The organism is Candidatus Nealsonbacteria bacterium (assembly GCA_019923605.1).
Lineage (GTDB): Bacteria > Patescibacteriota > Minisyncoccia > Minisyncoccales > CSSED10-335 > JAHXGM01.
This window is the reverse complement of record JAHXGM010000004.1, coordinates 1-20527: the sequence shown is the minus strand read 5'-3', so window position 1 is coordinate 20527 and position 20527 is coordinate 1. Positions and strand designations below refer to the sequence as shown.

25 protein-coding genes are annotated in these 20527 nt (G+C 32.0%); 20 read left to right on the top strand and 5 right to left on the bottom strand.

Annotated elements, in window-relative coordinates:
• Window positions 1-217 precede the first annotated feature (217 nt).
• The 5 genes from KY054_01110 to KY054_01090 all read left to right on the top strand — a co-directional run bounded on the left by KY054_01110 (window position 218) and on the right by KY054_01090 (window position 3161).
• On the top strand, window positions 218-409 hold the full coding sequence (locus tag KY054_01110; GenBank protein MBZ1356359.1) for a hypothetical protein: 192 nt from the start codon (window positions 218-220) through the stop codon (window positions 407-409).
• Between the two features lie 207 nt (window positions 410-616).
• Entirely contained in the window at window positions 617-937 is a 321-nt protein-coding gene (locus KY054_01105; GenBank protein ID MBZ1356358.1) for a hypothetical protein, read from the top strand.
• A 1-nt stretch (window position 938) separates the two neighbouring features.
• The gene (locus KY054_01100) at window positions 939-1307 is read left to right on the top strand and encodes a hypothetical protein (GenBank protein ID MBZ1356357.1); all 369 of its coding nucleotides are present in this window, start codon (window positions 939-941) and stop codon (window positions 1305-1307) included.
• A 1-nt stretch (window position 1308) separates the two neighbouring features.
• Entirely contained in the window at window positions 1309-1959 is a 651-nt protein-coding gene (truB, locus tag KY054_01095; protein ID MBZ1356356.1) for a tRNA pseudouridine(55) synthase TruB, read from the top strand.
• Between the two features lie 68 nt (window positions 1960-2027).
• Entirely contained in the window at window positions 2028-3161 is a 1134-nt protein-coding gene (locus KY054_01090; protein MBZ1356355.1) for a glycosyltransferase, read from the top strand.
• A 123-nt stretch (window positions 3162-3284) separates the two neighbouring features.
• On the opposite strand, the gene KY054_01085 is transcribed toward KY054_01090, so the two are convergent.
• A complete protein-coding gene (locus tag KY054_01085; protein MBZ1356354.1) occupies window positions 3285-3518 on the bottom strand; it encodes a hypothetical protein in 234 nt (77 codons plus the stop codon).
• Window positions 3519-3609: 91 nt separating this feature from the next.
• On the opposite strand from KY054_01085, the gene KY054_01080 reads away from it, so the two are divergent.
• The 8 genes from KY054_01080 (at window position 3610) to KY054_01045 (ending at window position 10923) form a co-directional block, all read left to right on the top strand.
• Window positions 3610-4419, top strand: a complete 810-nt coding sequence (locus KY054_01080) for a hypothetical protein (GenBank protein MBZ1356353.1) — start codon at window positions 3610-3612, stop codon at window positions 4417-4419.
• Window positions 4409-5455, top strand: coding sequence for a PD-(D/E)XK nuclease family protein (locus KY054_01075; GenBank protein ID MBZ1356352.1), 1047 nt, complete (start codon window positions 4409-4411; stop codon window positions 5453-5455). The genes KY054_01080 and KY054_01075 overlap by 11 nt, the downstream gene beginning before the upstream one ends.
• Before the next feature lie 36 nt (window positions 5456-5491).
• The gene (locus tag KY054_01070; GenBank protein MBZ1356351.1) at window positions 5492-6097 is read left to right on the top strand and encodes a uracil-DNA glycosylase; all 606 of its coding nucleotides are present in this window, start codon (window positions 5492-5494) and stop codon (window positions 6095-6097) included.
• Between the two features lie 25 nt (window positions 6098-6122).
• Window positions 6123-7547 carry a pyruvate kinase gene (pyk, locus tag KY054_01065; protein MBZ1356350.1) on the top strand — a complete coding sequence of 475 codons (1425 nt, stop codon included), beginning with the start codon at window positions 6123-6125 and terminating at the stop codon, window positions 7545-7547.
• Window positions 7548-7659: 112 nt separating this feature from the next.
• Window positions 7660-9390, top strand: a complete 1731-nt coding sequence (locus tag KY054_01060; protein MBZ1356349.1) for a cation:proton antiporter — start codon at window positions 7660-7662, stop codon at window positions 9388-9390.
• A gap of 54 nt (window positions 9391-9444) precedes the next feature.
• Complete coding sequence (gene pyrH, locus KY054_01055; protein MBZ1356348.1) at window positions 9445-10140, top strand: UMP kinase; 696 nt, start codon at window positions 9445-9447, stop codon at window positions 10138-10140.
• On the top strand, window positions 10133-10390 hold the full coding sequence (locus KY054_01050) for a YbaB/EbfC family nucleoid-associated protein (protein MBZ1356347.1): 258 nt from the start codon (window positions 10133-10135) through the stop codon (window positions 10388-10390). Before pyrH ends, KY054_01050 begins: the two co-directional genes overlap by 8 nt.
• Complete coding sequence (locus KY054_01045; protein ID MBZ1356346.1) at window positions 10387-10923, top strand: MBL fold metallo-hydrolase; 537 nt, start codon at window positions 10387-10389, stop codon at window positions 10921-10923. The genes KY054_01050 and KY054_01045 overlap by 4 nt, the downstream gene beginning before the upstream one ends.
• On the opposite strand, the gene KY054_01040 is transcribed toward KY054_01045, so the two are convergent.
• Genes KY054_01040 through KY054_01025 form a run of 4 tightly spaced genes read right to left on the bottom strand, consistent with a single transcriptional unit; the run spans window position 10917 to window position 13250 of the window.
• Complete coding sequence (locus KY054_01040; protein MBZ1356345.1) at window positions 10917-11480, bottom strand: elongation factor P; 564 nt, start codon at window positions 11478-11480, stop codon at window positions 10917-10919. The genes KY054_01045 and KY054_01040 overlap by 7 nt on opposite strands.
• Window positions 11481-11484: 4 nt before the next feature.
• Entirely contained in the window at window positions 11485-12432 is a 948-nt protein-coding gene (fmt, locus tag KY054_01035) for a methionyl-tRNA formyltransferase (GenBank protein MBZ1356344.1), read from the bottom strand.
• Between the two features lie 11 nt (window positions 12433-12443).
• Entirely contained in the window at window positions 12444-12872 is a 429-nt protein-coding gene (locus tag KY054_01030; protein ID MBZ1356343.1) for a hypothetical protein, read from the bottom strand.
• A 33-nt stretch (window positions 12873-12905) separates the two neighbouring features.
• Window positions 12906-13250, bottom strand: a complete 345-nt coding sequence (locus KY054_01025) for a hypothetical protein (GenBank protein ID MBZ1356342.1) — start codon at window positions 13248-13250, stop codon at window positions 12906-12908.
• Here KY054_01025 and thpR point away from each other — a divergent pair.
• From thpR to KY054_00990, 7 genes are all read left to right on the top strand, one after another.
• On the top strand, window positions 13249-13815 hold the full coding sequence (gene thpR / locus KY054_01020) for an RNA 2',3'-cyclic phosphodiesterase (protein MBZ1356341.1): 567 nt from the start codon (window positions 13249-13251) through the stop codon (window positions 13813-13815). The two genes, KY054_01025 and thpR, sit on opposite strands and share 2 nt — an antisense overlap.
• A complete protein-coding gene (gene murC, locus KY054_01015; GenBank protein ID MBZ1356340.1) occupies window positions 13812-15122 on the top strand; it encodes a UDP-N-acetylmuramate--L-alanine ligase in 1311 nt (436 codons plus the stop codon). Before thpR ends, murC begins: the two co-directional genes overlap by 4 nt.
• A 62-nt stretch (window positions 15123-15184) precedes the next feature.
• Window positions 15185-15367 carry a hypothetical protein gene (locus tag KY054_01010; GenBank protein MBZ1356339.1) on the top strand — a complete coding sequence of 61 codons (183 nt, stop codon included), beginning with the start codon at window positions 15185-15187 and terminating at the stop codon, window positions 15365-15367.
• Window positions 15368-15451: 84 nt separating this feature from the next.
• Window positions 15452-16486 carry a polyprenyl synthetase family protein gene (locus KY054_01005; protein MBZ1356338.1) on the top strand — a complete coding sequence of 345 codons (1035 nt, stop codon included), beginning with the start codon at window positions 15452-15454 and terminating at the stop codon, window positions 16484-16486.
• Between the two features lie 2 nt (window positions 16487-16488).
• Window positions 16489-16932: a secondary thiamine-phosphate synthase enzyme YjbQ gene (locus KY054_01000; protein MBZ1356337.1), complete on the top strand. Its 444-nt coding sequence runs from the start codon at window positions 16489-16491 to the stop codon at window positions 16930-16932.
• A gap of 82 nt (window positions 16933-17014) precedes the next feature.
• Window positions 17015-18289 carry a trigger factor gene (gene tig / locus KY054_00995; protein ID MBZ1356336.1) on the top strand — a complete coding sequence of 425 codons (1275 nt, stop codon included), beginning with the start codon at window positions 17015-17017 and terminating at the stop codon, window positions 18287-18289.
• 288 nt (window positions 18290-18577) lie between these two features.
• Entirely contained in the window at window positions 18578-20359 is a 1782-nt protein-coding gene (locus KY054_00990) for an ABC transporter ATP-binding protein/permease (GenBank protein ID MBZ1356335.1), read from the top strand.
• Window positions 20360-20527 lie beyond the last annotated feature (168 nt).

Below are 20527 nucleotides of genomic sequence, written 5' to 3'. Positions count from 1 at the left end.
AATTACTCATCTTTGAAAGAAAGGAGGTGAGTTGATGAAAAAAAGTTTGTACGGGACTGTTCTCGTAGCGTTTTCTGCTACGGGAATAGCTAGCGTCCTGTCGACAGTTTCTTTTTTGTTGCTCCGCAAGTTTTCAAAGAGGGTTTAAAATAACCCTCTCTTTTTTTTGCCTTAAAACCACCATCAATGTATAATAAGGAAAATAACTTTTAATAAAATGTTATCAAAAACAATAAGCTTTAAAGAATGGCAGTTGTCTTTATATGAATTATCAATAGTTTCGTTTGGAATAATTATAGCCCAATATTGGCCAATATTTTTCCAAAACATAATATTAATTCTTTGGGTTCTATTTATTGTTCCCGGAGTATATATTTTTAAAATTGTTTGGGATCAAATTAAAGTTTAGTTAGTTTAAAAATATTTACAATTATTGATGCCTTATTATCAAAGGAGGTGTTATAGGATGGGGAGAAAAAAGAACTATACATAAACCATTCAAGGAAAAAAGAAAGCCTCCTATAAAAAGGACCTAAGGATCCTTTCTTCTTGTCTAAGATATGGTTTTGGTGCTAAAATATAGTCATAAAATAATAATCTTGATAGATCTGAAATAATGGACTATCGAGTGTTGCTGGAAATTATCGCACATTCAGCGATGCGAAAAGAAACGGTCGAGATTTATTACCCAGCCACCGAAAATTCTTCTAAGGGTTGGAGAGAAATAGGACCCTATGCCATAACAATAGATGTTGGAGATGATGTTGAGGATTTGGTTTATGGAAAAGACTTAATTAGTCCTAGACATATTTTGAGAGCCTATACTATAGGAAGTAGTAAGAATCGTTGCTATTCTTTCATAATTGGAAAAATACAGAAAGCAAGAATAACTCGTAGGAAATTTATTCCTAATAAAAATTGGAAAATAAAATTTTAATATGACATATTTTTTATATCTTTCGTGCTTAATTCTTTTAACCTATTCAGTTCTTTCTTTTTATTTACCACAAAAAACCAGAAGGGTCGTTTACTTTTCAGTATACCTCGCTCCTTTTTGGGTTTGGGGATTCATTGCATTATTTGTTTCAACCTTAATTTGGCAGTATCGTGAAATAGCCTCAGTTCCATTTATAATATCTACTTTTGCTATTATTGGATATATAAAAGGAATCTACTTGATCTTTATGCCAAAAAGAAAGATTAAGAAGAAATTGGAGTTATGGTCTCAACTGCCAGACAATACTATAAAATCCACTGGATTCTTTACCCTATTTATAGCTTTTATTCTTTTTTTAGCAATTAGATAAAATGGAAGGTATTTTCGGAATCTACAAACCCAAGGGACCAACTTCGCATGATATTATCAATCAATTCCGAGAAATTACTGGAATCCAAAAAATAGGCCATGCAGGAACCCTTGATCCTTTAGCAGAGGGTGTTTTGGTTATTGCGATAGGTAAGAATAATACAAAAAAATTGTTTTCTTTGGTAAAAAAAGAGAAAGAATACTTGGCCACGATTAAATTAGGAGAAGAAAGTTCTACAGATGATCAGGAAGGGGAAAAGACTACCTTTGAAGTCGCTAATCCTCCGGAATTAAAAGAAATTAAAAGAATCATCATTGATTTTAAGGGTGAAATAATACAAAAACCACCGACTTTTAGTGCTGTTAAGATATCTGGAGAAAGATCCTATAAACTTGCTAGAAAGGGAGAAAAACCAGAACCAGCCTCTCGTAAGGTTATTGTAAAAGAAATAGAGATAGTTGATTATGAGTATCCATATCTAAAATTAAAAATTGTTACTGGTCCCGGAGTATATATAAGATCCTTAGCCAGAGATATTGGAAAAGAATTAGAAATAGGGGGCTATCTTACTGAACTAAAAAGAATTCGAGTAGGAAATTTTAATATTGAAAATTCATTAACCTTAGATCAATTTAAAGAGAAAATAACTTAGTCGATAGTATTTATTTCTAGTATTATAATTATTAAATTACGTTTATAAATTATTAAAGAGATGAAAAAATGAAAATATTAATTTGTTCGTTGACCTATTCATTGCATAATGGAGTAACTACATCTATTAATACTTCTGCCGATGAGCTCATTAAAAAAGGGGTGGAAGTTAGGATTATTTCTCCAGATTATGGTGTGGGCAAATTTAGAACTGAACATTTTCCTATTCCATCATCAGCTTTAATTGGCATCATCGGAGCTCTTATTGGAAAAGAAGAGCGAACATTTGGGATTGGTGTTTATGCTAAAATTAAGAAAATTGCTCAAGAGTTTAATCCAGATGTTTATTGGCTCCATACTTTAACTTGGGGCACAAATGCTTTTGAGCGATATATGCTTAAAAGTGATAAAGCTAAAGTAATAACTTACCATACAATGGTAGAAGAATACGGCAAGCTCTATGCTGGAAAATTCGGTGCTTTTATCATGTGTAGAAGATCTAAGTCAGTTTGTAACAAAATGGATGCCATTATTACTCCGAGCCAAGTCATGAAAACAAAACTAAAAGCATATGGAGTAACTAAGCCAATCAATGTAATTCCAACCGGAATAGAAATGCCCGAGGAACCAATTAAAAGAGAGGAGTTATGTAAGCTTTATGGTATACCATCAGATAACAAAATTCTTCTTTATGTCGGCCGAATATCAAGGGAAAAGAATCTTGATGTCTTGCTCAACATGATGAAAGACATAAAAAATGTTAAATATAACGCTACATTACTATTAGTTGGTCCTGGTGACATTGATGAAGCAAAGGAAAGTGCAAGAAGATTAAAACTAGAAGATAGGGTCATTTTTACTGGACCTCTTTCTAAAGAAGATACAAAGAAAGTCTATGGAGCCTGTGATGCCTTTGTCTTTTCTTCACAGACTGAAACACAAGGGCTTGTTATTGGAGAAGCTATGATAGCGGGAATTCCTGTTATTGCACTGGATTCACCAATTCAAAAAGAAGTTTACCCTGAAGAAGCTTCGGTTGTTATTCACCAAGAATCAGAATTTGCAAAAGAAGTAATGGATATATTGGATAACAAGAAAAGAAGAGAGGATATAATTAAGAATGCAAACGATTTTGTTTTCTCTAATTTTACAAAAGAGCTAATGATAGCTAGACTGATGAAAGTATTTAAGGACTTAATTTAGTGTATCCTATCGGTCTTTTTAGTTTTGGGGTTTTTGTTTCAAGTTTTTCCATTACCCATGATATTTAGATGGATTTCTCTTAATTATAATAGGAAGAAAAATCTATCTCAGGCCTTTTTTGGGTCAAAAGGTTAGGAGATTATTTTCTTCGTTGTCATTTAATATTAATAATGATAATATTTTATTAATAATTAACTTTATAAATATGACCAAACCATTCTTTTTTATAGTCACGGCCTTAACTTTCATGTTCATTTCCGTTTTCCATTTTTTAAGACTTACTTTTGAGTGGCCAATATTAGTAGGGACATGGAGAGTTCCTAGTCCTTTAAGCGGATTAATAATAATCTTTGCCATATTTATGGTTTATTGGGCTATGCACTTGGGTAAAGGGGATTCAAAAGAAGAGGAGTCAAAAAAAGAAGAACATCCAGAGGAATAGTATTGTATGAGAAATTTAAAGAACACCCTAGTCAGTCTTTTATTTTTGTCTGTCGTTATCGGAGGATTCTATTTTTTAATTCTTGGTAGTAGCGATGACTTCAGAAGAGATGTGGTTCATCCTGCTCCTTTAATTAAGTTTGGAGAAAATGATCCCGGGGTACTTACTAAGTCCGGGGTTTTTGATTTAACAAATCAGCAAAGAATAGATCATAAACTGGATATATTCCTAACAAACGAATTGCTAGACCGTGCAGCAGAAATAAAGGTAGACGATATGATTGACCGCCAGTACTTTGACCATGAATCTCCTACGGGCGAAGGAGTTGCTGATTTGGCCACACGAGTTGGTTATGAATTTATAATCGTAGGAGAAAATTTAGCTATGGGGGACTTTCTTGATGACAAAGAGCTAGTTATCGGCTGGATGAATAGTCCTGGTCATAGAGAGAATATAGTTAATCCAAATTATATTGAAATGGGAGTGGCTGTAAAAAGAGGAGTAATGAATAACAGGGAAGTATGGTTTGCAGTTCAAATATTTGGACTCCCCTTGTCTATATGTCCAAGTATTAATGAAAGCCTCTTGGTTAGTATTAATAAAAAAGAGGCTGAATTAGCCTCACTTCAAGAAAAAATGAATACTCTTAAGAGAGAGATTGAAAGTACAATACCAAGGAATAATCAAAAGATAGGGGAGTATAATTCTTTAATTAACCAATATAATGAACTGATTAACCAGCAAAGGTCTCTAATTAATGAATACAACCGTCAAGTTGAGGTAATGAATAAATGTATCGCTGAATATGGATCCTAAAAAAAACCTAAGAGTATCTCACTCATCAATAACTGATTTCAATAATTGCCTTCGTCTTTATTATTTCAAGAATATTTATCGAAATCCCAAAACTGGCAATAGGGTTCAAATAGTAAATCCCTATCTTTCTTTGGGTTCAGTGGTTCATGACACCATTGATGAGGTAGTTAATTTTTCTCCAAGTAGAAGATCAAAAATATCCTTACTTAAGAAATTTGATAAAGTTTGGAGTAATTATAGTGGGCGACGTGGAGGATTTATTTCTGAAAAACAAGAAATCGAGTTTAGGAAAAGAGGGGAGTTAATGATAAAGAAAGTTCAGCGGTCAGAGTTATTGAAAAAGAAATCATTCAAGAAAGAAGACGATTTAATGAAAATAAATCTTTTTGATGGGGTTGAGCTAGTAGGAGCTTTTGATTGGATTGAAATTCTTCCTGACAACACTTTTCATATTATAGATTTTAAAACTGGCAGAAGTATGGAAGGAAAAAATTCTCTACAACTTCCTATTTATCAATTTTTAGCTCAAAAAAATTATAATCAAAAAGTAAAAAAATTAAGCTATTGGTATCTCGATAAAGATAATGAGCCCAGAGCTAATCAAATAAATTCAACCAAGTTTTCTGAGTTATTGATAAGGAAAAAGGCTTTTGAAATGAAAAATAAAATTGATGTTGGTAATTTTTCCTGTGATTCTAAATATCATAAATGTTTTTGGTGCAGAAGTTATGAGGGAGTCATATCCGGCCAAGCAGAATATATTGGGTTAGATGAAAGAAAAGAAAAAGACCTTTATTACCTAATTGACACAAAGGATATTATTAAGAAAATTGACCATGAAGAGTTTTTAAATGAAGATGAGAAAACTATATTAAAAATGAGGCTAGACAAGAAAACCGTTAGTCAAATACAAGAAGAGGTCAGTCTAAGCAAAAAGAAGCTTGAACTATCTGTTAAAGAAATAAAAACAAAAATTAAGAACAATCTGACCAATAAAGAATTAAGAGTTTTTGTTAATCGATTGGGAGAAAATTAAATAGTAAAAATAACATGGTTTAGGTAAAATATTATCATGAACAAAAAAGATAGACTTGATTTGTTAAATCAAATAGAAAAAGAGGTGGTTAATCTTAAAAAATCACCCCTATATCAAGAGAGAATTAATCAAAATGCTTTTCCGGTAATAGGCGAAGGGGATTATTCCGCTAAAATTATGTTTATCGGGGAGGCTCCAGGAAAAAACGAGGCACGTACAGGTAAGCCATTCTGTGGAAGTGCTGGAAAAGTGCTAGATGAGTTGCTGGAGTCTATTGAATTAAAAAGAGAAAATATTTACATAACAAATATTGTTAAAGATAGGCCACCCTCTAACAGAGATCCTAGCTCGGAAGAAATAAGTATATATGCTCCATTTCTTGATCGCCAAATAGATATAATTCAACCTAAAATAATAGTTGCTTTGGGCAGATTTTCTGCTCAATATATTTTAACTAAATTCGGTCTAGAAAATGAAATAAAGCCTATAACCATTATTCATGGAAAAGTGTTCGTAGTTAAAACAAGCTATGGTGCAATTAAAATAGTTCCTTTTTTCCATCCAGCAGCTGCAATATATGACAGGAAAAAAAGAGATATTTTATTTGAAAAAATAAAGGTATTAAAAGATGTGAATTTATAAATTAATTTGCTATAATCAAAACATAATGAAATTAGAAAAAAAGACAAAAATAGTTGCGACCATTGGTCCCGCATCAGATAGTAATTCTACGATAAAAGAATTAATGCTAGCTGGTGTTAATATTTTTAGATTCAATACTAAGCATTCTGATGTAGCCTGGCACAACGAAAGAATAAAGCGGGTTCAAAAGATAGCTAATGAGATGAATGAAAATGTTGGTATCATGATTGATTTGCAAGGAAATGAAATAAGAATTGAAACTAGAGAAGAAAAGAATATCAAAGTTAAAAAAGGAGATGTTATTCTAATTGCTTCGGACTTTATATCCGAAGATATTAAGATAGCCATATCGGATAAAAAGGTCTTAAAGGGCCTTAGGGCTGGTGATTCATTACTAATTGATGATGGAATGATTGAGCTAGAGGTAATAGAATCAAGGTCAGGTATCTTGAAAGCAAAAGTAATTGATGGGGGATTAATCAAGAATCGTAAAAGTATTAACTTTCCAGGGACTAAGATTAAATTGGCTTCATTAATAAAGCGGGACATTGAAAATCTAGATTCGGCTGCCAAAAATAATGTTACCTATGTCGCGCTATCTTTTGTTTCGTCAAAAGAAGATATTTTTACTCTAAGGAATGAAATTAAGAAAAGAGAGATGGGTTCCTTAATAGTATCTAAAATTGAAAACCAAGAATCACTTGATAATTTAGATGAAATAATTGAAGCTTCAGATGCGATAATGATAGCGCGCGGTGATCTTGGAATAGAGATACCAATTGAAAAATTAGCTTTTTGGCAGAAAGAAATAATTAAAAAATGTAGACAAAACAGAAAGCCAGTAATAGTAGCAACTCAAATGTTGCATTCTATGATAAATAACTCAAGACCGACTAGAGCAGAGGCAACCGATGTAGCTAATGCGGTATTTGATGGAGCTGACGCAGTGATGCTCTCAGAGGAAACAGCTATGGGTAAATTTCCAGTTAGGTCAGTTATTGAAATGTCAAAGATATTAAAATTTAATGAAGATCACAGTAACCCGCCTGTGTTGAAAAGTAATATTTTTAGCCCAACAGAGTTTGTGGTTGGAGCAATTGCCAGAGAGGTAGAACAACGAAAAATTTTAGATAAACTAAAAATAAAAACAGCTATAATCTTTGCTGAAAGTGGATATACTGCAAGGGTTTTCTCATCATTTAGGACAAAGATAAGAACAATCGCTATAACTAATCAAAAAAGAATTGCCGAAGAGCTTTCTTTGTCATATGGAATAACTTCCTATTATTCAACTATAGATTTTAATGACCTTTGTTTACCGAAAGAAATAATAAAAGATCTCAAAAAGAAGAAAGTTTTTTCTAAAAATGAAGTAGTTGCTGTTTTTCATGGAAAATATGCTAAAAAACCAGAATTAATTAATCTTTTTTCTCTGACAACGATAAAATAGATAAATTTTGATTTTTTAAAATATTCCGTCTATAATAAACAACTATATGATTACATTAATGACCTTTTCAACACAGACAGTTCTTCTTCAAAATTTAACTAAAAATAAATAAATGGGTGGATTATTTGAACTAGCAATTATTATTTGTTTAGCTGCTTTATTAGGTATTATCGCAAAGACCTTGAAGCAACCATTGATATTAGCCTATATCGCAACAGGTATAATTATCGGACTCATTCAAAGGCAGTTCGGTTTTTTTAGTTTCGGAAACAATGATTCTTTTCATCTCTTTTCAGAGCTTGGTATTATGTTTTTGTTGTTTTTAATTGGTCTTGAGATGAATTACACATCTTTAAAGACAGTTGGAGCAACATCAGTATTTATCGGTCTCGGACAAATATTATTTACTTCAATATTTGGATTCATTATCGCAATGGTTTTGGGCTTTCCTACTATTCATGCCGCCTATATTGCCGTTTGTTTAACTTTTTCCAGTACCATTATCATAGTTAAGCTTCTTTCAGATAAAAAGAGTCTTAATAGTCTTTATGGAAAAATAAGCATAGGGTTTCTACTTGTTCAAGACTTTGTGGTTATTCTGATGTTAATTATCCTTGCTGGTATCGGAAGTGACGGTAACTTTGCGCCAAGACAGCTGATTGAAACCTTTTTTATGGGAATAATTCTTTTTAGTATAATGTTAATACTAGGAAGAAATGCCCTTCCTTACCTTTTTCATAAGATAGCAAGATCACAAGAACTTCTCTTTTTAGTAAGTCTCGCTTGGGTTTTTGCTTTGGTAGCCGCTACAGATTTGTTAAGAGTTTATACTGGAATAGGTTTTTCAATTGAAGTGGCTGGATTCTTGGCCGGACTAGCCCTAGCTAATTCATCAGAACACTTTCAAATAGCTAATAGAATAAAACCATTAAGAGACTTTTTCATCTTAATATTCTTTGTTATCCTTGGCTCATCTATTATTTTTTATAATTTTCAGGCACTCACATTGCCGATAATAATATTCTCATTATTTATTCTGATTGGTAATCCATTGATTGTAATAATAATTATGGGATTAGGGTTAGGTTACAGGAAAAGAACAAGCTTTTTATGTGGTATTACTGTAGCTCAAATATCAGAGTTTAGTTTAATTTTAGCCGCCCTCGGATTAAGGATCGGCCACCTTAATGAAAGTGTAGTCGCTCTTATTGCCGCAGTTGGAATTATAACAATTACAACCTCCACTTACTTAATTATGTATTCCGATGGTATTTATAATTTCCTCTCACCATTCCTATCTTTTTTTGAAAAAAGTAAGACAAGAGAAGATGTTACGTTTGCTGACCTTACTAAGCCTATAATAATGATTGGTTATGATAGAACCGGAAAAAGTATTGCCTATAATATTCCCAAAGAAGATTTATTAATTATTGATTTTAATCCAGATATAATTACCGAATTAACTGAACAAGGATTCTCCTGTCTTTACGGCGACGTAATTGATCCATTAATATTTGAAACCGTTAATTTTTCAGATGCTAAAACAGTAATATCAACAAGTCCAAATATCGAAGACAATCTTAATGTGGTTGCTGGAATTAGCAAATTAGCCAAACGACCAAAAGTGATACTAAGAGCCGAAACAAAAGAAGACGCTATGATGCTATACAAAGAAGGTGCTGACTACGTCTTTATTCCACTTCTTTCGTCTGGTCAATACTTAGGTAAAATATTTAACTTAGATCCAAAGCTTGAGAGTATTCATTTATTAAAAGAAAAAGATATTAATTTTATGAAGAAAATAAGCAGTAAAAAAGAGCATTATAAATTTGGTCACTTGTAAAGAAACTTAAGTAATGATATAAGCATAATTGAGTAAAATTTAACTCGTTTTTTTATGGAGGAAAAAACAAAAAGAATCGTTATAGCGCTAGGGGGATCAATTATTTGTCCCAAAGAGATCAATACTTCTTTTCTTCGTCAGTTCTATCGTTCAATAAAAAAAGAAATAAAGAATGGTTACAAGTTTATTATTGTCACCGGTGGAGGTGATGTCGCTAGAAATTTTCAAAACGCAGCTCTTCTAATCAACAGAGTATCAAATAAAGAAAGAGACTGGATCGGCATTCATGCAACATATTTAAATGCTCATCTCTTAAGAGCAATTTTCAAAAAGGAGGCTGAACCCTCCATTTTTAATGAAAGATTTAAAATTAAAGAATTTGACGGACATTCAGTGATTATCGCTTCGGGGTGGAACCCGGGAAGATCAACCGATTTCATTGCGGTTCAAATCGCCTTAGATTTCGGTATTGATAAGATAGTGATTCTTGGTAAACCAGATTATGTCTATAGTAAAGACCCATCTAAAAATGAGGATGCTGTAAAGATTAAAGATATAAGGTGGAAAGATTACTTAAAAATTATTCCGTCCCGTTGGAGGCCGGGAAGATCAATGCCCGTAGATCCAGTAGCAGCTAGATTAGCAAAGAAAGAAAAATTAGAAGTAATTGTAGCTGATGGGAAAGATTTGAAAAATTTAAAGAATATTTTAAGAGATAAAAAATTTAAAGGAACTAAAATACATGTTTGATAAACTAAAACAAATAAAACAGTTAAAAGAATTACAAGCTAGTCTAAAGAAGGAAAGAGTAGAGGTTGAAAGATTAGGGGTTCAGGTTATCATTAACGGTGGTCTAGAGGTTGAAGAAATCACAATAAACCCTTCTCTGTCAAAAGAAGAGCAAGAGAAATTATTAGTTGATTCTATAAACGAAGCAATTAAAAAAATCCAAGTTATAGCTGCTCAAAAAATGTCAGGTATTTCAGGATTTGGAGCATGAAAGTAAGGTCTATTCTGGTCGGAGAGTTAAATACGAATTGTTACTTAATAGCATCCCAAAAGGATGCTTTTATTGTTGATCCGGGGGGAGATTATGAAAAGATATTAAAATTAATTGAGGGCTATAATCTTAAAGCCATTATTTTAACCCATTATCATCCTGACCATACTTTAGTACTAAATGAGATCAAAAAAGCCACTAACGCGCTTGTATTGGCTCATGGGAGCGAAAAAGAACTATTATATCTTCTTGGAATTACGCCTGATAGATATATCAAAGATGAAGAACTACTAAGTCTTGACGATGGAGAATTGAAAGTAGTCCATACACCCGGGCATAGCAAGGGAAGTATTTGCCTGATAGCCAATGATTTCATTATTACCGGAGATACTCTTTTTGAAAATGGTTATGGAAGAACTGATCTTCCTGGAGGATCAAATGACCAGATGAAAAAGTCCCTTGAAAAATTAAAGGAAATAATAAAGCCGGGTATGAAAATATATCCCGGCCATGGTCCGTCATTTATTTATTGAATTCTTCTTACGTACTCTTCAGTCTCAGTGTTTACCTCTATTAAATCTCCCTCTTTGATAAAGAGAGGAGCTGATATTTCAACACCAGTCTCAATCTTTACCATTTTATTTCCCGACTGAACTCGGTCTCCCTTTACTCCTGGAGGGGCTTCAGTAACTTTTAATATAACTTTTATTGGTGGAGCAATATTGATAATATCTTCTCCGAAAATAATACCCTCAACCGTTTCGCCTTCTTTTAGGAATTTAGCAACTGGGCCAATCTGATCTTCAGTTAAGCTAAATCTTTGTTTGGGGTCGTTATCTTTAGAGAAGAAATATCCACTCTTATTCTTATACAAGAACTTAGCCTTCATTTTATCAATTTCGGCCTCTTTAAATGATTCCGAAGAACGAAAGGTTCGAGACAGGACAGTTCCATTTTTAAGATTCTTAAGCTTGGTTTGTAGAACTGACTGACCTCTTCCCTTAAACATATTATTTGTCTCAATTATTTCATAAGGAATACTGTCAATTACTATCCTCATTCCTTTTTCAAAATCGTTAGATGATATCATATCTTTATATTAATATTATTCCTATTAAATCTATATTCCCTTGCAGATAATCTTTAGTAGCAATGGGATTCTTTCCTTCAATCTGTAATCGTTTAATCACCAAAAAGTCCTTACCGGTTTGAACTGCCAAATTACTGTTTGGAGCCATATATACTTTACCGGGGAGACCAAAAGGACCAGCCTCAGTCTGTTCTAATATATCTGCTTCAATTACCTTTATCAAAGTTTCTTTATTTGTTTTTTTAGATATAAAATATGCATAAGTTCCAGGCCAAGGATTAAACGCCCTTACTTGTCTTTCAATTTGTTTGGCCGGTTGTTTCCAATCAATTTTACCATCATACTTATCAAGTATTTTGGTATAAACTGCTTCTTTCTCGTTTTGTTTTTGGGGCTTTATTCCACCCTTAATCCATTTTGGTATGGTTTCCTTTAAAAGATCTGATCCAACATCAGATAGTTTTTTTGAAAGCTCTGGGTAGATTTCATTTTTAAGGGTTACTTCTTTTTTGGATAAAATATCTCCCTTATCCATTTCTTCGTTAATTAACATAATGGTTACCCCAGTCTTTTTGTCTCCATTAAGAATGGCGTATTGAATAGGGGATGATCCTCTATATTTTGGTAAGAGCGAAGGGTGAACATTTAATGTCTTATATCCAGGCAGCTCAATCATTTCAATCGGCAGGAATTTACCATAAGCCGCAACTATCATTAGATCCGGTTTAATTTTTTCAAGGTTTCCTTGAATTTCTTTAATATGCTTGGGTTTTAATACTGGTATTTTATGTTCCTTAGCTAGTTCTGAAACAGGGGATTCAGTTATTTTCTTATCCCTTCCCGCCGGCTTATCAGGATTAGTCACTATTAATGATGGTTGGTATTTAGTACCAATTAAATTTTTTAAAATATCTGCTCCGAACTCTGGTGTACCAAAAAAAACTATTTTCATTTTTCTTATCATTATTTTATAATTTTCCACTCTATTTTTTCTTCATCATCAGCGAACTCAAGCCAAGTATTGGTTTCGTCAACAACAAACCATTTTTTCTTTGCCTCAGACCATATCATAGGATGTCCGCGATAAAAAGGTTTTTTTACTGCTTTCTTAGGTTTTAGTCGGTCTAGCTCTAGCCACTTTTTTACTACCGTTTCTATGGTATAGTCCAAGTTTCTTGAATCGGCCCATTTGGAAACAGTGTCTATTGCTGATTTTGCTTTTGTCTTCGAACCGGCTAAATCTAATAATTGTTTGGCGGGTTTAGTAAATCGAGAATATATTATCTTTTTCTTCTTTGCGTCCTCTTTTATTTCATCCAAAGTAAGTCCTTTGGTGTAGAAATAGTGATTAACTATTTCTTGTATTGAAGTTTCTTTATTATCTGATTTCATCGTGATTATATCAATAAATTCTTTGACTTACAATTAGGATAAAATAGATATTATCCTTGTTACTTCCTTGTCTATCACTGGACCATCGTGATCAGCAGAATGGGCAGTAGTTCCCTTGTATACAGCTTTCTTTTGATCTAAGTGTAAATTAAAGAGGGGCTCTTTTCCTTGGTCAAAGCGAACAAAAAGATGAAACCTAGGATATCCACCTGGTTGCAGAGCCTTAACAAAAGAAAATTCCTCTTTATTCTGGCCTCTCCCAAGACAATTATAACCAGCTCTTCTCATTTCGTTAACAATACTTTCTTTTATATCTTGGTTTATTCTAAATTTCATCGCTTTTATTCTAACACCTTTTTTGTTAGAATGAAATATCATGAAAACTAATTTTTTTATTGCTGTAAATCTTCCAAAAGAATTAAAGGAAAATCTTAGAAAACATCAAAGTTATTGGCCGGAAATTCCTGCAAAATGGATTGACGGAAAAAATCTTCATTTAACCCTTCTTTTTTTAGGGCAATTACCAGATAAAAAAATAGAAGAGTGTAAGGAGATAATTAAAAATATTACCGACCAAGCAAAACCTTTAGATTTAGTTATTGAAGAAATATCCTATGGACCACCCAATGGTTATAGCTTTATATGGGCTAATGTAAAAAAAACAAAAGAATTGGTTGAATTGAGGGAATTACTAGAAGAAAAAATAGCAAAAACAAAAATTAATGATATAAAGATTGAAAAGGAAAAAAATCTGCCTCACATCACTTTAGCCAGGATTAATCAAATGGAATTTAGGCAAATTGATCCAGAAGAAAGACCTGAAATAAAGGAGAAAATTAATATTAATGTTAAAATAGGTTCTATAGAACTAATGGAATCAATATTAAAAAAAACGGGTTCGGAATATAGTGTTGTCGAAACTTTTAAACTAAAAAATATATGAAGGTTCATTTTATTGGAATAGGAGGTATCGGAGTTTCTTCTCTTGCTCAATATTTTATTGCAACAGAAAATACAGTTAGCGGATCAGATCTTAATTCTTCTGAGATTACTGAAAAGCTTGAAAAGTTGGGAGTAAAAATATCTATAAATAATTCGGCTAAAAATATATCAAAAGATATTGATCTTGTAATTTATAGCCCGGCTGTTAAACCAAACAACCCAGAACTTAAAAAAGCAATTAGTCTTGGAATAAAAACCCAAACTTACCCTGAAGCACTAGGAGAAATAACTAAAAAGTATTTCACTATCGCTGTTTCAGGAACTCATGGCAAAAGTACAACTTCTTCAATGATAGCCCTTATTCTAATAAATGCTGGATTAGATCCGACTGTAATTATTGGGACAAAAATGAAGGAGTTTGACAATGGTAATTTTAGAATGGGGAAATCAAAATATTTAGTCATTGAAGCAGACGAATACAAGGAATCATTTCTGAATTATCATCCGAGGATAATAACACTGACCAATATTGAAGCTGATCATCTTGACTACTATAAAAATATCAACAATATATTAAAAGCTTTTTCTAAATACTTAGAAAATATTCATCATAATGGTTACATTATTGCAAATAAAGAGGATGAAAATATTAATAAAATTCTAGATAAAAGAAGGGGAGTTGAATATTATTCAATCAAGCAGAGTGAAGCAAAAGAAATAAAAAAAATCATTAAAGTTCCCGGAGAGCACAATCTATACAATGCTCTAGCAGCATTTGAAACAGCCCTAATATTGGGGATTAAAAAAGGCGCCATTCTTCAGGGGCTATCTTTATACAAAGGTTCTTGGCGTCGTTTTGAAATTTTTAAGGGGAAAGATATAACTCTGGTATCTGACTATGGACATCATCCCACAGAGATTGAAAAGACATTAAAAGCTGCGAGGGAAAAGTTTCCTAAGAAAAGAATAAGATGTATTTTCCAGCCTCATCAATATGAAAGAACATTTAGCCTTTTTAATGATTTTGTGAAAACATTAAAAGAAATGCCAATTGATGAAATAATACTGTCTGAGATATATACTGTGCCTGGTCGAGAAAAGGAAAGTATAAAAAAGAAAGTTAATTCAAAGAAATTAGCGCGTGCTGTAAATAGTAAAAATGTTATTTGTAAAAAAACCTTTAACCTTATTGAAAAATACACAACAGAAACTCATCAAAAGGACGATGTTTTAATTGTTATGGGAGCAGGCGATATCTATGAATTATTCCTAAGACTTAAGGAAAAATTTATTGACAAAAGTAGTTAATAATAAGACAATACATTAGAGTAAAGTCGATATTTTAAAAAATAAATAATCTCAAACATATTATGGATATATTAATCATTGGTTTAATTGTTTTGATTACATTACTTGCTGGTGCTTACCTTATGAATCAAAAGAAAGAGGAAGAGGTTAAAGCTGAAGAGCATAAGAAGATGGAAGAAGATAGTTTCTTTTCTGAGTCAGATACCAGTACAAATACCGAATCAGAAGAAAAAAAAGAGATGTAATTATTCTCACAAGTCCTTGTTAATACAATAATGGCTCGTCTTTTTATCTAAAATCAGTATAATTTGACTTAAATAAATTATTAAATGTTTGAAAAGAAACAATCAGAAGATCTATTAAGGACTCTGGAGGAACTGGGGGAAGTGGTGGATCCAGTAATAGAGGAGATTTTGGGGTTAAGTGTTGATGAAAAATTTTCAGAAATAGTTAAATATCAGTTGTCAGCCGGCGGAAAAAGATTAAGGCCGGCTCTTTTATTGTCTGCGTGCTATCTATTGAACGGTAAAACTAAATATGCTATTTATCCTGCAGCAGGAATTGAAATTCTACATAATTATACTCTAATAATTGATGATATTATAGACAATTCTTACTTAAGAAGAGGCAAACCGACGTTATGGAAAAAGCTTGGTAAATCTACAGCAGAATGTGTAGCTATGATTTATGCTTCTTCAATTTTTCAGGCTACTCAAAGATCAAAGAATCCTATTCTAATATCAGAGATGTTTGCAAGAGGATTAAAATTAGTAACAGAAGGAGAAATTCTTGATATCTTATACGATCGAAAGGAGAAAGAAAATGAGCCTTACATTCAAGAAAATCGTTTTAAGGAAATATCTTTAAAAGATTATCTTGAAATGATAATGAAAAAGACTGCAATTCTTTTTCAATTATCTTGTGAAATAGGCGGGATATCAGCTAACGGATCAAAAGAGGAAGTTAATGCTTTAGGTGGCTATGGATTGAATCTTGGCATGGCCTTTCAGATTCAAGATGATATCCTTGATATATTTGGAGATGAAAAAAAATTAGGAAAACAAATAGGTAAAGATATAGTTGAAGGTAAGGGTGGAAATATTGTAATACTCCTGGCTATAGAAAAATTAAAAAATAAAGACAAAAAAGAGCTATTAGACATTCTATCTAATAAAAAGATACTCAAGAGAGACATTAAAAGAGCCATAGAATTAATTGAGAAAACAAATAGTAAAGAAATGGCGGAAAAGATGGGAGAGGAATATATTAAAGAATCAAAATCTTTTCTAGAGCCACTTCCAAAAAACGAATGGCACGAATTAATGAATCTTTTAGCTAATTTTGTTATTAAAAGATATAAATAAATATGAAAATTTTAAACAAAACATTTAACTACCAAACAAAAGGAGAATACGACTTCATTGATATTACTAATGAAGTTAAAGATTTCGTTGACAATTCAGGAATAAAAAACGGACTGGTTAATATTCAAATACTTCATACCTCAGCAGCTTTAATGGTGAATGAAAATGAACCTCTTTTAATTGAAGACATTAAAGATAATTTAGAAGAATGTTCTCCGAAGTCAAAAGAATATCGACACGATAACCTTTCAATGAGAACAGTAAATGTTTGTGATAGCGAATGTATGAATGGACATTCTCACTGTAAGGCAATACACTTACTGATGAATGCCACGATAAACTTAATTGATAACAAACTGCAATTAGGCCAATGGCAAAACATAATGTTAGTTGAACTAGATAGCTCAAGACCAAGAAATATACAAGTACAAATTATAGGAGAGTAGTCTGCCGTCTTGCCATTTTTTTGCAATATCTCCAATATATGTTAAATTACTAATGTGATTAAAAAATAAATTAGAATAATTCATGGATTTTAAAATTTCAGATAAAGAAAAGTCTAAAAAAGAAATTGAGGTAACTGTTTCAATAGAAGAAATGAGCAACTATTTCAATAGGGCAGTTGAAAAAATATCTTCAAAAATAGAAATCAAAGGATTTAGACCTGGGAAAGCGCCTAAAAATATCGTGGAAAAGAATGTTGGAAAAGAAAAAATTTGGCACGAAGCAACTCATGATGCAATTGAAGATACCTATCCTAGGGTTATTAAAGAGAGTGAGCTCTTTATTATTTCTCAACCAGAAATAGATATCATTATATCTACTCCCAATAATCCTTTTGTTTACAAAGCAACTGTTTCTGTATTACCGGAAGTAAAGCTTCCTGATTATAAAAGCATTGCTAAGAAATCTCTTAAAGATAAAAAGGAAATTAAGGTTGAAAAAAAAGAAGTAGAAAAAATATTAGATACTATAAGAAAAACTAGAGCTAAAACTGTTCTTGTAAATAGAGAGGTTAAGGATGGTGATGAGGTAGAAATCGATTTTTCTGGCAAATTAGATGGTGTGGATCAAGAAGGTATAAAAGGAGAAAAAGCCAAGATAATAGTTGGAGAGAAAAAATTCATTCAAGGTTTCGAGGAACAATTAATTGGCATGAAAAAGGGAGAAGAGAAGACCATCACTGTTAAGATGCCAAATCCTCAAGATGGAAATGAGCGAGACATTGATTTCGATGTTAAAGTATTAGAAGTTTACGAAAGACAACTTCCGGAAATAAATGAAGAGTTTGCAAAATCTTTAGGAGATTTTACTAATCCTAATGATCTTAATAAAAAGATTGAAGAAAATGTAAAGCTTGAAAAAGAACAGAAAGAAAAAGAGAGACTAAGAGTAAAGATTATTGAAGAGATAGGCAAAGAATCATCAGTTGATATTCCAGAAATAATGATAGAAAGAGAGATAGATAATATGTTTCATGAATTCGAACATCAACTAAGTCAGTCTGGAATGAAAATTGAAGATTACCTTAAGCAAATCAAAAAAACTAAAGAAGAGATTGCGAAGGACTGGGAAGATAGAGCTAAGAAAAGAATTATGACAGCTCTCATACTTCAGAAAATTGCAAAGGAAGAGGGCGTTAAGGTTTCTGAAGAAGAAGTTCAAAAGGAATCAGAGTCATATCTTAATAGAATCCATGACCCAAAGACTAAAAAAGAATTAGACATTGAAAGATTGAAGGTGTACATTGAGGACCTTCTACAAAATGAAAAAGTATTTGAACTTTTAGAAAACTCTAAGTAAGAAAAAAGGGGTAATCAAAAGTCTTTTTTATGGATAAACCTGGATTCTATTCCAAAGTAAAACATTTTGATTCTCAATTTTCTTTTTTTATGAGTTCGTAATCAGTAAAAGCAGATCCATTATCATAAGTCATTGTTAGTTTTTTCTTTCTGATATTTTTTTTAAATCTTAATTTCGTTAGTGCAGAAAAACTTAGCTGGTGCCTCTATCAAATGCGTCTATAGTTAGTGCTTTGCGTTAGTTTTTTGTTGTTTATGGAATGTTTTGTTATACTTTAAACATTAAGCTATGAATTATAAGTCTATATTTAGTCATTATTGGAAGTTTTTAAAAAAGTACACTTGGTTACAGGCACTTATTTTAGTTTCATATGGATTAGGAGTTATATCAACAAATGTTATTGTTCCTTTAATATACAAGGGGATAGTTGATATTGTTTCAGTTAATCCACCCAATGCTCACCAGCAATTAAATTTTCTATTAATCTCACTGGTTTTCATAGTTATATTATATAATTGTTTTTATCGTTTAGGTGATTATCTTTTGGTTAAAACTCAAAGTAAAATACTAAAAGAACTTTACGATTATTCCCTAGAAAAACTACAAAGGCATTCATACACTTTTTTCTCAAGCACTTTTGTGGGTGGCCTTGTTGCTAAAACAAAGCGCTTTATACATGCGTTTGAAATTTTACATGATCAATTTATCTTCCAAATATGGATGAGTGGAATTACTCTTTTGAGTTCACTTATTGTTCTTTGGTATCATTCTGCAGTACTTGGTTTGGCATTTTTAATTTGGATTGGATTTTATGGAGTGATAGTTAGAATATTAGTGAGATGGCAAATACCAAAGAGTCTCACTAATGCTGAGGCTGATTCTTATACTACAGGTCATTATTCAGATATTGTTTCTAATATTTTTACTGTTAAAATGTTTGCAACTGAAAAAAGAGAATCAAAGAATTTTGCTAAGACTACCTCGTATCAGCAAGAAAAAAGATATGCTGCATGGATGCAACAGGTATTCTGGGATGGAATGATTCAAGGATTCATAATTGCTATATTTAATATTGTAATAATTTGGTTTGCAATCAATCTATGGAAAAGTGGCTCTGTTTCTACCGGTACCATTGTTTTAGTACAAGTTTATGTTTTAACAAGCTTTAATATTGTTTGGTCAATAAGTAGGAATATTATAAAAATATCTTCTGCTATAGCCGATGCCGATGAAATGGTTAAAATTTTTGACAGAAAACCGGGAGTCAAAGATCCTATAAAACCAGAAAAACTTTTTGTTACAAGAGGGGATATTAGATTCAATAAAGTTACTTTTGCTTACGATCAAAATAACGTTATTTTCAATGAATTAGACTTATTTATAAAACCAGGCGAAAAAGTTGCTTTAGTTGGCTACTCAGGAGCCGGAAAGACAACGATTATTAAATTACTTCTAAGATTTGTAGATATCCAAGGGGGAAATATCACAATAGACGGGCAAGATATAACTAAGGTTTCACAAGAAGAATTAAGAAAGAAAATAGCTTATGTTCCTCAAGACCCATCATTGTTTCATAGATCACTTCGGGATAATATTGCCTATGCAAGACCGAGTGCAACTTTTCAAGAAGTTGTTAATGTTTCAAAAAGAGCTTATGCCCATGAATTCATAGATGCGCTTCCTATGAAATACGATTCTCTTGTTGGAGAACGTGGAATTAAATTATCGGGCGGGGAAAGACAACGAATCGCAATTGCTCGTGCCATGATTAAGAATGCTCCCATTGTAATTTTAGATGAAGCGACAAGTTCACTTGATTCTATTGCTGAAAAGAAAATACAAAATGCTCTTGAAGAATTAATTAAAGACAGAACAACAATAGTTATCGCTCATCGCCTATCAACCATTCAAAAGATGGATAGAATTATTGTATTTAAAGAAGGAGAAATAGTTGAAATGGGGACTCATAAAGAGCTAATCCAAAAATCCGGACTATACTTTGATTTATGGAGTAGTCAGGTTCACGGTTTTATAACAGAAGAAGACGATGAATTAAGTGATAGAAAATAGATATGCCTCAAGAAAAAGCATGGGAACAAAAGTATCAAAATTCTCAATTATTAAAAATGGGAGATGAGCTAAGAAGTGATCTTATGTGTTATCTTAATTTCTTAGAAAAGAAGAAGGGGTTAATCTAGATAGTTTAAAAGTGCTTGATCTTGGATCAGATAATGGAAA